Here is a 13,122-nt window from a genome sequence, read left to right on the forward strand (position 1 = left end):
TAGCTTTAAATACGCTCCGTTTTTAATGCAACCTTACCTAATAAGATTATGTCCTCTGTTGAGCACTCAAATGATGCTGGGCCGTTTTCAACCCGCAATTTCCTTCCCGGAAGTCGGTAAAGTTCTTTGATGCTTACTGAGCCATCAATATCGATCAGCCACAATCCATCACTAACCTCGATTTTGGATTCTTCAATTAGATAAGTGGTGCCATCAAACTCAACTAACAGCGGATTTGAGATTGCTGGCGGCAGCAGTCGTGAATCATAAGCGACGAGAATTTCCTCAATAAATTGCCCATTTGAGATTTTTGTGTATCTCATTCTGGATTCTGAAGAGGGCGAAGCACTATCCATCAGCTCACCTTGACCTGTGGCTAGCCAAAGCAAAGAGACACCGGTATCCAGGTGACATGCAATGAGCCAGTCATGTGGGAAGGTATCGCGCATCCAGCGGTTTGCCATGGTGCTCTGAGATACCCCGAGGTGATTACAAAGTGCCTGCCGGGTAGAAAATTTATAGGCCTCCATGATGCGGGCTATGGCTTCCTTACCTCCCCCTTGCGATGGGTATAGGTGTGTTGTTTCGTCATTTGGGGTTTTAATAGTGTTTGACATGTTGTTTTTGTGATCCTATCATCGCAATTGTGATGTTTGCCATATGGTGACATTTAATGACATCAACCAACCAAAGAGGAATCTTGCATCATGAAAAGTGATTTTTCAATGCGTCCAAATCTCAACTTCGTTATCTCAGAGCCGTTTGTATCGTTGGATGAATACTGCCGCCGTACAGGTATTTGTAAGCGTACTGCCCGCAAGATGTACCAGGAAAACCGTCTACCAATCAGAAAGAAAGAAGGTGCTAAGGGATTGGTAGAAGTGAACATGCTTGCTCTCATCATTGAGGCGGCCGGTGATTACCACATCACCATGCAGGCCTGATAAACCCATATTGGGATATTAAAAGGGACTTAACATGTTTGATTTTAAGGTTTCCACCCAACAACGCTTTGATGATGCCTGCCGCAAGTTCGCTCTGACGCATAACATGCGCGAGCTGGCAAATCGCGCAGGCATGAAAGAGCAGACGCTGCGCAACAAACTTAATCCCGACCAGGCCCATAAGCTGACGGTCGAGGAAATGCTGCAACTGACCGACCTTACAGAAGATGCAACGCTTATCGACGGAGCCCTGGCGCAGCTGCAATGCCTGCCATGCGTTCCTATTAACGAACATGTTGCCGAAAAATTTCCGGCCTATGTTCTGAATGCTTCTGCTCAGGTTGGAACGCTGGCAGCCAGCGCAGCTAATCAGGGCAACATATCAGCCTCATGCCGTCGCGGTATTGTTGAGGCAGCAAACACCGGCATACGTTGCATGATGCTGGCAGCATTGGCGGTTCAGAACCGCATTCATTCAAACCCGACGCTGGCTTCAACCGTAGATGCAATCAGCGGTTTGAGCGCATCGATCGGTATGAGTTGAGGCCGCTGCGATGATCTCTTTAGCAGCACGCCTCAAGCGGCAGAATCCGTCAATGTCATATGGTAACGGCTGGATAATGGGTGAGAACGGCAAGCCGTGGCATCCGGTATTAAGCAGCCAGGAAAAAGAAGTAAAGCAAAGAGGTAAATCATGGCTATCGAAGGTAATGCCATGCTGGGTGAACTGACAGCAGGACAGCGTGTTTCAGCTTTAAATCATCTTGCTGTGATTCGCTCTCAATTTGGCGGCAACTGTGAAAAAGAGTTATCCCGGTTCTTTGCTGATATGCGCGATGTGCGGGACAGCAATTATCAGGAAAATAAACGGGCTTTAAGTGCGGTTCTTTTTTTAGCGAACATCGGTAAAGACAGACACGATGTTGATTTTAGTGAACTGACTACTGATGAAAAAACGGCGCTTATTCGTGCAATGAATCATTTAAAAGCAGTCGTGAGTTTATTTCCTAAAAGATTAGCTCTGCCTAATTAATTAACCCAGAAAAATTAAATGGCGTAAACCCGCCGGGCATTCGTTTGCCCAAATTCAGGAGAAATAAAAATGCGAAATATTGAAACCCGTCAGTTTAAAAGTGATGACGACGCACTTGCTGCTCTGCTGAGTAAAGCGAAAAGCGAGCAGCGCTCAGATGATGCTCTGGCCGTATCTATCCACATTGCCGCGCTGGCAATTCATGCCCGCAAAAAGGAAATGTCAGCAGCAGAAATTATCGAGCTGCTGGACAAAGAGGCCGAGCGTTACGAGAACCAGGCGAGGGAGCTGCACTGATGGCCGATTCAATGGATTTGGTACAGCAGCGCGTGCAGGAGGAACTGGCGCGCAATCTGGCAAACGCAACTCATCGCCCGGTCGGGGCGAGTGAGTTTTTCTGCCTTTCATGCGGTGATGAAATCCCGGAGGCGCGCCGCCGTGCGCTGCCGGGCGTTTCTGAGTGCGTGACCTGTAAGGAAGTTGGTGAGCTGAAAAGCGCTCATTACAAAGGGGCCGCACTATGAAAACCATCCTGAAGTGGCCGGGCAGCAAAGCCGGCGTCATGGCTGAGCTGGCGGCTCACCTGCCAGCCGGCGATCGTCTGGTCGAGCCGTTCGCCGGTTCCTGCGCAGTAATGATGAATACTGATTACCCGGAATATCTGGTCGCTGACATTAACCCCGATTTAATCAACCTGTACCAGCAGGTAAAAGAGCACGCGCGACCGTTTATCGTGCTCGCAGCGTCGCTTTTTAATCAGAACACGAGCGAGGAAAGCTATTACCGGCTGCGCGATGAATTCAACAATAGCGCCTCAATGCCACTGCTTGAGCGCGCGGCGCACTTTCTCTATCTGAACCGCCACGGATACCGCGGGATTTGTCGCTATAACCGCCGCGGCGGATTCAACGTTCCTTACGGGAATTACGCGGAGCCTTATTTCCCCCTGGCTGAAATCGAGGCGTTTGCCGTGAAGGCTCAGCGCGCGACGTTCATCTGTGCCGGTTATCAGGAAACCCTGACCATGATTAAAGGCGGTGACGTGGTGTATTGCGATCCGCCGTATCACGGCACGTTTGCCGACTATCACACCGCCGGTTTTGACGACGATGACCAGTGCTCGCTGGTCTGCTACCTGCTGGGCATTGCTGATCGCAATCCAGTTGTCCTGTCAAACAGCGACACCCTGTTTACCCGCAGCATCCTGCGGGATTTTGAGCTGACAAAAATCAATGTGGCACGATCGGTTGGCGTTGCTGCCGGTGAGAAAAAGCGGGCTGCTGAAATTATCGCTGTGCGTATGCCAGTTAAATGCGAGGCACTGGCATGACTACCGACAAAATTAAGCATCCGGTAATCCGTTACCACGGCGGTAAGTTTCGCCTGGCTCCATGGGTGATCAGCTTTATGCCTGAGCATACATGCTACGTCGAACCTTTCGGCGGTGCAGCCGGCGTGCTGATTCAGAAGCCACGCAGTTACGCTGAAGTTTATAACGATTTAGACGGTGAAGTGGTCAATTTGTTTCGCGTCCTGCGAGATGCGAAGTCCTGTCAACGCCTGCAGGATGCGTGCCGCCTGACGCCATACGCACGTGATGAATTTTACGCCTCACGGGAATTTACCGATGAACCTCTGGAACGTGCCCGCCGCATGGTCGTGCGGGCGTGTATGGGATTCGGCTCCGCTGCTGGTATTGGCGGTAATTCAGGATTTCGCGGAGACAGTAAGCGCAAATACGCTACAGCCGCACACTTATGGGAACGTTACCCTGAAAACCTGCGCGCTGTTTGCGAGCGCCTTCAGGGCGTGATCATTGAAAGCAAAGACGCTCTTGATGTCATGCGAGCTCATGATGCCGAAACCACTCTGCACTATGTAGACCCGCCTTATGTGACCGAAACCCGCGCCAAAGGAAATCGCTGCTACAACCACGAAATGAGCGACGACCAGCACGAGCAGCTTTTATCTGTGGCCAGCGTTCTTGCCGGAATGGTGATGATCAGTGGTTACGATTGTGAACTCTATCGGGACATGCTTGCGGGCTGGACCATGGTCAGCAAACCTTCCAGAATTAGCGCGGGCAGGGGGACTAAAGTCAAAACAGAGTGCCTGTGGCTTAGCCCGCGCATTAAGCAGGATGCAGCATGATCCTGAAGTATGCATACCCGTGGAATGCGCCACGGGAAGCCATCGCCAGCCCATACCCCACCTATGAGGAAATGCACAGCCGCAATAAGATGATTGCGGCTTTAGCACGTGCGCAGGAGCTACTGGAAAAGCAGCCGATGCTGATCCAGCTCGACGTCAGGCGCCGCGTCAGCGAGCTTGAAAAGACCCAGGGCATTGCCCGTGCCAATGCGTACTTAGCAAAAACCTTTGTTGAGCGCACATTGCCACGCGCTGAATGCGTCAGTGATCAGTACCGTCTCGGCGAAATGAGCAGCGGCACGTTTAACCTGCTGGCCGGCAACGCCGCTCAACAGGCTGGCGCGGCCAGCGCGGCCGGTACGCTGTGGGAGCTGATGCGCCGCTTTAACCGCCTGCCGGATATGGCGCGCGCTGACGTCGATTTGCTGGCCGGGGATGTGGCTAATTTCATCCTCGCCGAGCTGGTACAGGCGCACGCGCAGGCCAGCGACGAGTCGGATTACAAATACACCCATCGCGTTTACATGACCGCCGCCACTATCACCCGGGAGCTGAGGCAGACGCCGCCGCTGTGGGAAAAGGTTACGTCCCGCCTGTTCGACCCGGAAGAAGTGACCCCGGCGATCATGCGTATGCAGACCGAAAAATGGTGGAAAGGGCGGCTGCGCCGCGTTGCCGCTTCGTGGCGTGAACATCTGCAGATCGCCCTGGCGAACGTCAGCAAAAAGCACACCTCATACGCAAGCAATATGACCGTGTCAGAATGGCGCGAACAGAAGCGCCGCACGCGTGAATTTCTGAAAGGGCTGGAGCTGGAAGACGAAGACGGCAACCGTATCAGCCTGATCGATAAATATGACGGCAGCGTGGCAAATCCGGCGATCCGCCGCTGCGAGTTGATGACGCGCATTCGCGGTTTCGAAAATATCTGCAACGCGATGGGCTTCGTTGGCGATTTTTACACGCTTACAGCCCCGTCGCGCTACCACGCCACTATTAAGACCGGCCATCGTAATCGCAAGTGGAACGGCGCCAGTCCCGCAGACACCCAGCGCTATCTGTGCAGCGTCTGGCAGAAAATCCGCGCCAAACTGCACCGAGACGCAATCCGTATTTTTGGCATTCGCGTTGCCGAGCCACACCACGATGGCACACCACACTGGCACATGTTGATGTTCATGCGTCCTGAGGATGTAGATCAGGTGCGCCAGACCATCCGCGATTACGCATATCAGGAAGACAGCCGCGAACTAACGAGCGATAAAGCCCGCAAAGCGCGCTTTCACGCCGAAGCCATTGACCCGGAAAAAGGCAGCGCCACCGGATATGTGGCTAAGTACATCTCGAAAAACATTGATGGCTACGCGCTCGACGGTGAAATTGACGACGAAAGCGGCAAAGAGCTGAAAGAGACTGCGCCGGCCGTTTCCGCCTGGGCTGCGCGCTGGCACATTCGCCAGTTCCAGTTTGTGGGCGGCGCGCCGGTGACTGTTTACCGGGAGCTGCGCCGCATGGCCGACAGCGAAACCGCGCACGGGCTCAGCGTTGAGTTTGCAGCTGCGCACGACGCTGCTGATGCGGGGGACTGGGCAGGCTACGTTAATGCGCAGGGCGGCCCGTTCGTGCGCCGCGATGAACTGGCCGTGCGCACCTGGTATCAGGCCAGCGAAGACGTTAACGAATACGGCGAGGAAACCGTGCGCATCAAAGGCGTTTTTGCTACTGAAGTCGGAGAAGATACGCCAATTTTAACCCGGCTGGCGCAGTGGAAAATCGTTCCGAAGCGTGCCGTTGATTTTGCTTTTGACCTTCAGGACGCGCCCGCGTCCTCTCGGAGTTCTGTCAATAACTGTACGGGAGGTTTGAGATCCGAGGATTCGAGCCCGCCGGAAAGTTACGACAAAATTGACCCTGACGGCATGAGCAGGAAGGAAAGACGGCGATTGCTGGCGCAAATCAGGGCGCAGCAACCTCAAAAACTACATAAGAAGCTCAGGCGATCAGACAAAATCGAAGCTGCCTGCGACAACCTGATAAGCCAGGTGAGAGATTTAAGCGGTGAAACTATCAGCCGCGGTCTGGCCGTGCGCCTCATTGGTGGTACGCAGACTGAAATTGCCGGGCGTATGTTCCGCAGCTCCGCTTATGGAGACTTGCTCAGGCCTCATCGTGGCCTTAATTCTGCTGGAATTTTGGAGCGAGTTAAGCTGCTGGCGAGCAGGGCATCTAAGCGAAGGGGCGCAGAGTAATTGCAGTTAGTTCAAAGGCATACTTTAGGACTTAAACTGATTGAACCTAAAAAACCATTTCACATTTGAGATTTCATAATATACTGTATGCATAACCAGTGTTTGATTGTGCGGAGGGATTATGCAGGATTATTTTTCGGAGTCAATGAAGCTTCAACGCATTGATTTCTTTTTAAAACTTGTTGCTGCTAGCGATTGTACTGATGAAGAAAAACGCCTCGCAATTCAGTGGGTTTCTGAACTTACTGACGAGTTATTGCGAAAGGTGAGAAATCATGATTATTCAAAAATGATGCATGCTTCAGAATAGAGATGGGGTAAGTGATGCGCATCGAGATTATGATCGATAAAGAGCAAAAAATTAGCCAGGGCATCCTTACCGCCCTTGAGGCCGAACTCTACAAGAACTTGTTACCTGTATATCCCAAAACCAACATACGCATTCGAAAGGGCACCGCTAACGGTGTGGAGTTGAGTGGCCTAAAGCTCGATGCGGAAAAAAAGAATGTCATGGACATACTTCAGTCAGTTTGGGAAGACGACAGCTGGCAACATTGATAATCCCGGCAGGGCCAAAAACTTGTTTTTTGGCCCTGCCGGGGTTGAACAACGAACCGGGCGAGGCGTTAGGCAGTCTGCTTTGATGGTTCTCCCGCAGTGCCGCGTAGTGCATGTCTATGCCGCATGAATTCGCATAATCCCAAAAGGATCAAATTTACCTCGGCCCGCCAGTTCTGGCGGGCTTTTTCATATGTCATGCAGGCGCATGAAAACCAATACACAAAGCGGGCAGGCGTGGCGGGGGTACGAGCGCGCGCTGACGGGTATTGACTAGCAAAATACGGCTCATTTTCAGGGCGTGGGCGAGTCAATAGATTATTTAGTTCCTCGAGGCAGATCGCTCCTCAGAATTCATCTGGGAGCGTTTTTGAATGGTTTAATATTTACGTCTTTGTGGGGCATGGCTAACAGTCACATAAGAATCATGCATAGCCAGGATGGTGTCTTGCAAGCTAAAGAATGGAAATGCCGAATGGTTGATGTACAGTGGGGATAAGTCGAGCACAATTCGATCGTCTTGTGGTGTCAACGTTCGCATAAAAGGAGCTATTTCATTAAACGTGCGATTAGGTTCGGTTATAAGTAGGGCAACGGGATAGAAGTAAATACAGGCCGCAGTGCTAACGCTTTCTTCAGTTGAGTTGGAGGCTTTGGTTGTGTTTATGAGCCCAAACAGTGCGCCAGTTATATTCATTCTGTTTGGATAAAACCAATATTTAAATGTGTGAGTTTCGGTTATGTGGTCATTGTACCCTAATACGAAATCGCTGAGCTGCTTATAAAAAGGCACGTCATTACGTGGGACAAGACAGGAGCTGTTAGGAGCAGCCGAAAGTACGTGCCCAACCATCCCGCGCAGGTAAGACATTGCATTGACGTCTGATGATACTGTGTTGTAAATCGAAAACGGTCTTTCCAAATGATCCTTGATTTTGCCGTTTAACTCACCGGTTACGCGCTTAATTTCAGCATCATGCGGCCCCAATCCATTGTTACAATCAGTACAGATTGTTTTAAACACGCTCCCGTGATTTGCCTTTACTCCTCTGATATCCGAGTTTCTAAATTCAGTAATGAGCCGTTGCTCAACTTCAGCTGGCGGAACTACGCATTTCGGTGGGACATGATCTTGACTTAATTTACCGTGAGCACCGCAAATTAAACAGTAACCTTGCTCAATACGAGCATACTTCCATCTTTCAGAGATTTTTGACAAAATTTTATTCCCTTTTTTAAAAGGGTATTATTTGTGCAAATTTAGTTAGATGCAACAACTGGGGCTGAAATTCAACCCCAGTTGATTGGCTATTGATCAGAATCAAAACTATAAGGATTGAAGCAGATCACTTCTTCGTTAAGCCATTCATTGAGTTCTTCAAGTCGCTTTTGTAAAGGTATGAGCTCATTTCGAACAAAAACGCGGCTGGCCTTTTCAACATCACCAAACCCTCCGACATTATTCGGCATGATCCCCATCATCTGCGGTGGTACTCGGTGCGCTGCCATCATGTCGTCGCGGCTGACGTTCTTGATGTTCAGAAACTCATCTTTGGCCGCCACCTCTGATAGCGGGATGATCTGGATCCCGTCCTTCTTCCCGTTCGGCGAGTACATGAACAGGTTGCGGAAGTTGCCCGGCCCCTTCGCGCTTTTCATCGCTTTACGGATATTGTCCACGTCCTCCTGATTCTGCGCCGCGTCGGTCATATACATGATAAAACCGGCGTGACTGCCGTTGAGGTAATACTTGCGGCGAAACAGCGTCGCAGACTCGTTAAGCAGCGTTGACGGAATAGCGGACAGGTATTCCGGCAGACCGTAGATTTCCTGATTGAGATCCGGCTCCATCAGGTGAAAGACGCTGCCGGCTGCGAACTGGTATGGCTGTGTGTTCAGGCCGTAATGCGCAAACCAGTAGGTGTCCAGGTCGGTGCCACGACGGGTGAATTTTGCCAGCGCCGGCTCAAGCGACAGCACGCCGCCGAGACGGTTGGTGCGCTTTTCCAGATAGGCATTACCGAACACCAGATAGTCCTGAATGAACCGGCTGAACGCCTGCCCGCTTAATAGCGGGTGCGGGATAAACGTGCTGGTCAGAATGTTGCGCTTCACGTTGAGCGGCGAGCTGTGGTGTACGGCGGCACGGAACGTGCGCGCCAGCCCGTCGAAGCTCACCGGCGGTTCATACCAGCGATCGGTTACCACACATTCCACGTAATCCAGCAGCTCGCGCCGGTCCAGAACCGGCACCGGATCGCCAAAGGTGAACGCCTCCGCCGTGGCGCCGCCGGACATATTATTTTGCTGCACGGGCTGCGTGCGGTTCCTGCGTTTACTCATCTAAAAAATCTCCATGATGTTGCGGCTGTTGGCGGATTCGCCCTGCAGCGGTTCGTTTGCCAGCGCGTGCATGGTTGCCCAGGCTAAATCTGCGTGGCTGGCTTCTTCGCTGCGGCTGGCTTCGTAAGTGGGGCGGTTGCCGCTGGCCGTTGTGGCGCGGCGGATAGCCATGAATGACTGCGCGATGTCGAGGTGGCCGGCGTCAAACTCCAGCCGGCCGCCGCTGATGATGTCGTACGCCTTCAGTACCAGAGCGTTTTTCACGTTCGGGTTATAAACAAACTCTTTCACCGCGGGGAAAAACATCTTCACGTTTTCGTAAACGCCGAGACCAACGCCGGTGGAATCGATACCGATATAGGTGACGTTATACTGCTGCGTCAGTTTTTTGATGGACTCCGCCTGCGCGCGGAAGTCCATGCCGCGCCACTGGTGGCGCTCCAGAATGCGGAACTTGCCGCCGGGCACGGCTGGCGGCGCGATTACCACGCAGCCGGCGCTGTCACCGTTCTGCGTGCCCTTTGCCGGGTCGTAACCGATCCACACCTCGCGCCAGCCAAACGGACGCAGCGCCAGCGCCTCAAAGTCGGACCACACCTCCCAGCTGTCCACCATGCATTTCTGCAGCAGCTGCAGCGGGAACACGGACGCCAGGTCGTCCACGAATTCACACATCAGCAGGTTCTGATATTCCGGCGGGCTGTATTCCAGCCGCAGCTGGTCGAGGTCGAACAGGTTACAGCCGCCGCGCACGGCGTCCTCTACCGTGACGATCTGGCGGAACTGGCCATCGTCGCAGAAGCGGCCCGGCGACAGGCTCGCGTGGGTCAGATCGATGTCCACGCGGTCGGCTTTGGCGCGGCCCCGGTTAAACAGCGCGCCGGACCAGAACGGATAGGCGCTGTGCGTCAGGCTGGACGGTGTGGAAAAGTAGGTCTGGCGCCACTTCTTATGCAGCGCCATGCCGGACGCCACCTTGCGCAGCTCCTGAAATTTCGGGATCCAGAAGTATTCGTCTAGATACAGGTTGCCGTGGTAGCTCTGCGCGGTGCGGGCGTTGGTGCCGAGGAAGTACAGGCCCGCGCCGTTGGCGAGCGTCATCGGGTCGCCCTTCAGCTCTACGTCCACCTCTTTAGCGAATTCGATGATGTACTGTTTGAATACGTGCGCCTGTGCCTTACTGGCTGAGAGGAAAATCTGGTTGCGCCCGGTGGTCAGTGCATCGATCAGCGCCTCGCGGGCAAAGTAGAAGGTGGCACCAATCTGGCGCGACTTCAGCACGTTGCGGATACGGTGCTTGTTGCCGGCGTCCCACCACTGGCGCTGGTAGCCGAACATCGAGCCGTGAAAAATCTCCTGCAGCTTCTCGATCTGCTCGTCGCTGAACAGGTTCTTTTCCGGCGGTTTTCGTGGCCCGCTGTTGCGGTTCGCCACTTTCGGGTTCAGGTCCGCTTCATTCCCGCCGTTGTTAAACTTGCCGATACGGGCGTGGCGCTCGGACTGGCGCGCCAGCAGGTCAATCTCCTTGTAGTCTTTCCCTTCTTTCGTCTCCTTCATGACCAGCTGGCAGTAGCGTGCGGCGGTGGTCAGCTGCATCTGATCGAGCGGGCCGTAGTCGCCCCACTTATCGCGCTTTTTCCAGCTGTGAACGGTTGCGGGTTTCTCTCCCAGCATTTCAGCAATGCGGGCGATACGGTATCCCTGAAAGTACAGGAGCATAGCCTGCCTGCGGGGATCGAGGTCTTCTGGGGCGAGTGTCGTTGTCATGGCCTCAAAATACGGCCCCGCCGGTGCCTTTTCCGCTGCCCCTCATTGTGTGGTGAGCCGCACAACGTCCCCGCGTTGTTTCGATACCCCTCCCGCCGCAAACATAAGGCTCTCAGACGTTTAAAACCAACGGAGCCTGGCTCATGACAGTGACTGCAAAGCGTTTTCGTATCGGGGTGGAAGGTGCCACCACGGACGGGCGCGAAATTTCCCGTGAATGGCTGGTACAGATGGCCGCCAGTTACGATCCGGCGGTATACACCGCGAGTATCAATCTGGAGCACATCAAGGCGTATTCGCCGGACAACACCTTTAACCGCTACGGCACGGTATCCGCGCTGGTCGCAGAAGAAATCAGCGCCGGGCAGCTGGCCGGGAAGATGGCGCTCTATGCCGACATCATGCCGACGGACTCTCTGGTTGAACTGGTGAAAAAAGGGCAGAAGCTTTTCACCTCAATGGAGGTCAGCACCAAGTTTGCCGACACCGGCAAGGCGTATCTGGTCGGCCTGGCCGCCACTGACGACCCGGCAAGCCTCGGCACCGAAATGCTGCAGTTCAGCGCAAAGGCGGAGCACAACCCGCTCGCAAACCGCAAGCAGCACCCTGACAACCTTTTTACCGCCGCGACCGAAACCGCGATCGAGCTGGAAGACGCGCCGGACGAAAAGCCCGCGCTGTTTGCCCGCGTCAAAGCCATGTTCAGCAAGCAGCAGCAGACCGACAGCGCGCGCTTTAACGACGTGCATCAGGCTGTGGAACTGATCGCCAGCGAACAGCAGGCGTATGGCGTCCGCACCGATAAGACGCTGGGCGAGCAGGCGGAACGTCTGAGCCAGCTGGAAATCAGCCTGAACGAACAGCTGGAAGATTTGAAAGCACAGCGCGACGCGTTCAGCGAGCTGAAGCAGCAGCTGGAAAGCGAAGACGGGCGCAAAGATTTTCGCCCACGCACACCGGGTGGTACTGCGCCAGCCGAACACCTGACCAACTGCTAAAGGAGCAGCAACCTCCATGAAAAAGAATACCCGCTTTGCGTTTAACGCTTACCTGACGCAGCTGGCAAAACTCAACGGCGTGCCGATCGAGGAGCTGTCGAGCAAATTCAATGTCGAGCCGTCCGTAGCGCAGACGCTGGAAGATACCATTCAGCAGTCAGCCGCCTTCCTGACGCTGATTAACGTGGTGCCAGTCACTGAACAGTCCGGCCAGCTGCTGGGTCTGGGCGTTGGCGGCTCCATTGCCGGTACCACTGATACCAGCACAAAAGACCGCGAGCCGGTCGATCCAACGGAAATGATCGGCACGGAATATAAGTGTGAGCAGACCAACTTTGATACTGCGCTGAACTACGCGAAGCTGGATATGTGGGCGAAGTTTCAGGACTTCCAGACCCGTATCCGCAACGCCATCGTGAAGCGGCAGGCGCTGGACCGAATCACCATCGGCTTTAACGGCGTGAAGCGCGCTAAAACCTCCAACCGCACCGAAAACCCAATGCTGCAGGACGTTAACAAAGGCTGGCTGCAGAAGCTGCGCGAAGACGCACCGGATAACGTGATGGGCAGCACCACGAAGGACGGCGAAACAACCGCCGCGCCGGTGAAGGTCGGCAAGGGCGGCGTGTATCTCAACCTCGACGCACTGGTGATGGACGCCGTAAACGAGCTGATCGATCCGATTTTCCAGGACGACGACGGTCTGGTGGTGATTTGCGGACGCGAGCTGCTGTCCGATAAATATTTCCCGCTGGTGAACAATGAGCAGGACAACACTAATAAGCTTGCCGCCGATCTGATTATCAGCCAGAAACGCATGGGTGGCCTGCAGGCGGTGCGCGCGCCGTTCTTCCCGGCAAAAGCGGTGCTGATCACCCGGCTGGACAACCTGTCCATTTACTGGCAGGAGGAAACCCGCCGCCGCTCGGTTATCGATAACCCGAAACGCGACCGCATCGAGAACTTTGAATCAGTTAACGAAGCGTACGTGATCGAGGATTACCGCTGCGCCGCGCTGGTTGAAAACATCGATATCGGTGATTTCTCAGTGCCGGAAGACGCCGGCGCGGGAGCGTAAC

Annotated in this window: 17 protein-coding genes; 13 read left to right on the forward strand and 4 right to left on the reverse strand. The window is 53.9% G+C overall.

Annotated features, from left to right (window positions below):
- Positions 1-5 precede the first annotated feature (5 nt).
- Positions 6-617: a phage repressor protein CI gene (locus F3J36_RS17530; protein WP_166720129.1), complete on the reverse strand. Its 612-nt coding sequence runs from the start codon at positions 615-617 to the stop codon at positions 6-8.
- Between the two features lie 90 nt (positions 618-707).
- Between F3J36_RS17530 and F3J36_RS17535 the strand changes: the two genes are divergently transcribed.
- From F3J36_RS17535 to F3J36_RS17585, 11 genes are all read left to right on the forward strand, one after another.
- The gene (locus F3J36_RS17535) at positions 708-944 is read left to right on the forward strand and encodes a regulator (protein ID WP_166720130.1); all 237 of its coding nucleotides are present in this window, start codon (positions 708-710) and stop codon (positions 942-944) included.
- Positions 945-978: 34 nt separating this feature from the next.
- Positions 979-1,488: a phage regulatory CII family protein gene (locus F3J36_RS17540; protein WP_166720131.1), complete on the forward strand. Its 510-nt coding sequence runs from the start codon at positions 979-981 to the stop codon at positions 1,486-1,488.
- A gap of 10 nt (positions 1,489-1,498) precedes the next feature.
- A complete protein-coding gene (locus F3J36_RS17545) occupies positions 1,499-1,675 on the forward strand; it encodes a phage filamentation protein Fil family protein (protein WP_166720132.1) in 177 nt (58 codons plus the stop codon).
- Positions 1,639-1,977: a DUF5347 family protein gene (locus tag F3J36_RS17550; protein ID WP_058771669.1), complete on the forward strand. Its 339-nt coding sequence runs from the start codon at positions 1,639-1,641 to the stop codon at positions 1,975-1,977. Before F3J36_RS17545 ends, F3J36_RS17550 begins: the two co-directional genes overlap by 37 nt.
- 69 nt (positions 1,978-2,046) lie before the next feature.
- The gene (locus F3J36_RS17555; RefSeq protein WP_166720133.1) at positions 2,047-2,274 is read left to right on the forward strand and encodes a DUF2732 family protein; all 228 of its coding nucleotides are present in this window, start codon (positions 2,047-2,049) and stop codon (positions 2,272-2,274) included.
- Positions 2,274-2,501 (forward strand): TraR/DksA family transcriptional regulator, encoded by a 228-nt coding sequence (locus F3J36_RS17560; protein WP_166720134.1) that lies wholly within the window; start codon positions 2,274-2,276, stop codon positions 2,499-2,501. The genes F3J36_RS17555 and F3J36_RS17560 overlap by 1 nt, the downstream gene beginning before the upstream one ends.
- Positions 2,498-3,307 carry a DNA adenine methylase gene (locus F3J36_RS17565; RefSeq protein WP_166720135.1) on the forward strand — a complete coding sequence of 270 codons (810 nt, stop codon included), beginning with the start codon at positions 2,498-2,500 and terminating at the stop codon, positions 3,305-3,307. The genes F3J36_RS17560 and F3J36_RS17565 overlap by 4 nt, the downstream gene beginning before the upstream one ends.
- Positions 3,304-4,128, forward strand: a complete 825-nt coding sequence (locus tag F3J36_RS17570) for a DNA adenine methylase (RefSeq protein WP_166720136.1) — start codon at positions 3,304-3,306, stop codon at positions 4,126-4,128. The genes F3J36_RS17565 and F3J36_RS17570 overlap by 4 nt, the downstream gene beginning before the upstream one ends.
- The gene (locus tag F3J36_RS17575) at positions 4,125-6,377 is read left to right on the forward strand and encodes a replication endonuclease (protein WP_211073181.1); all 2,253 of its coding nucleotides are present in this window, start codon (positions 4,125-4,127) and stop codon (positions 6,375-6,377) included. The genes F3J36_RS17570 and F3J36_RS17575 overlap by 4 nt, the downstream gene beginning before the upstream one ends.
- 121 nt (positions 6,378-6,498) lie before the next feature.
- Positions 6,499-6,687, forward strand: a complete 189-nt coding sequence (locus tag F3J36_RS17580; RefSeq protein WP_166720137.1) for a hypothetical protein — start codon at positions 6,499-6,501, stop codon at positions 6,685-6,687.
- 14 nt (positions 6,688-6,701) lie between these two features.
- Positions 6,702-6,935, forward strand: coding sequence for a DinI-like family protein (locus F3J36_RS17585; RefSeq protein ID WP_166720138.1), 234 nt, complete (start codon positions 6,702-6,704; stop codon positions 6,933-6,935).
- 379 nt (positions 6,936-7,314) lie between these two features.
- Here the strand turns inward: F3J36_RS17585 and F3J36_RS17590 are convergent, their stop codons facing one another.
- The 3 genes from F3J36_RS17590 to F3J36_RS17600 all read right to left on the reverse strand — a co-directional run bounded on the left by F3J36_RS17590 (position 7,315) and on the right by F3J36_RS17600 (position 11,045).
- The gene (locus F3J36_RS17590; RefSeq protein ID WP_166720139.1) at positions 7,315-8,154 is read right to left on the reverse strand and encodes a hypothetical protein; all 840 of its coding nucleotides are present in this window, start codon (positions 8,152-8,154) and stop codon (positions 7,315-7,317) included.
- Positions 8,155-8,243: 89 nt separating this feature from the next.
- Positions 8,244-9,278: a phage portal protein gene (locus tag F3J36_RS17595; protein ID WP_166720140.1), complete on the reverse strand. Its 1,035-nt coding sequence runs from the start codon at positions 9,276-9,278 to the stop codon at positions 8,244-8,246.
- On the reverse strand, positions 9,279-11,045 hold the full coding sequence (locus tag F3J36_RS17600; protein WP_166720141.1) for a terminase ATPase subunit family protein: 1,767 nt from the start codon (positions 11,043-11,045) through the stop codon (positions 9,279-9,281). It lies immediately after the preceding gene.
- Between the two features lie 143 nt (positions 11,046-11,188).
- On the opposite strand from F3J36_RS17600, the gene F3J36_RS17605 reads away from it, so the two are divergent.
- Together F3J36_RS17605 and F3J36_RS17610 are read left to right on the forward strand one after the other, a co-directional pair.
- A complete protein-coding gene (locus F3J36_RS17605; protein ID WP_058771674.1) occupies positions 11,189-12,043 on the forward strand; it encodes a GPO family capsid scaffolding protein in 855 nt (284 codons plus the stop codon).
- 16 nt (positions 12,044-12,059) lie between these two features.
- A complete protein-coding gene (locus tag F3J36_RS17610; RefSeq protein ID WP_166720142.1) occupies positions 12,060-13,121 on the forward strand; it encodes a phage major capsid protein, P2 family in 1,062 nt (353 codons plus the stop codon).
- Position 13,122 lies beyond the last annotated feature (1 nt).

Origin of the sequence: Pantoea sp. Cy-640 (genome assembly GCF_011752635.1) — a bacterium.
Classification (GTDB): Bacteria; Pseudomonadota; Gammaproteobacteria; order Enterobacterales; family Enterobacteriaceae; genus Pantoea; species Pantoea dispersa.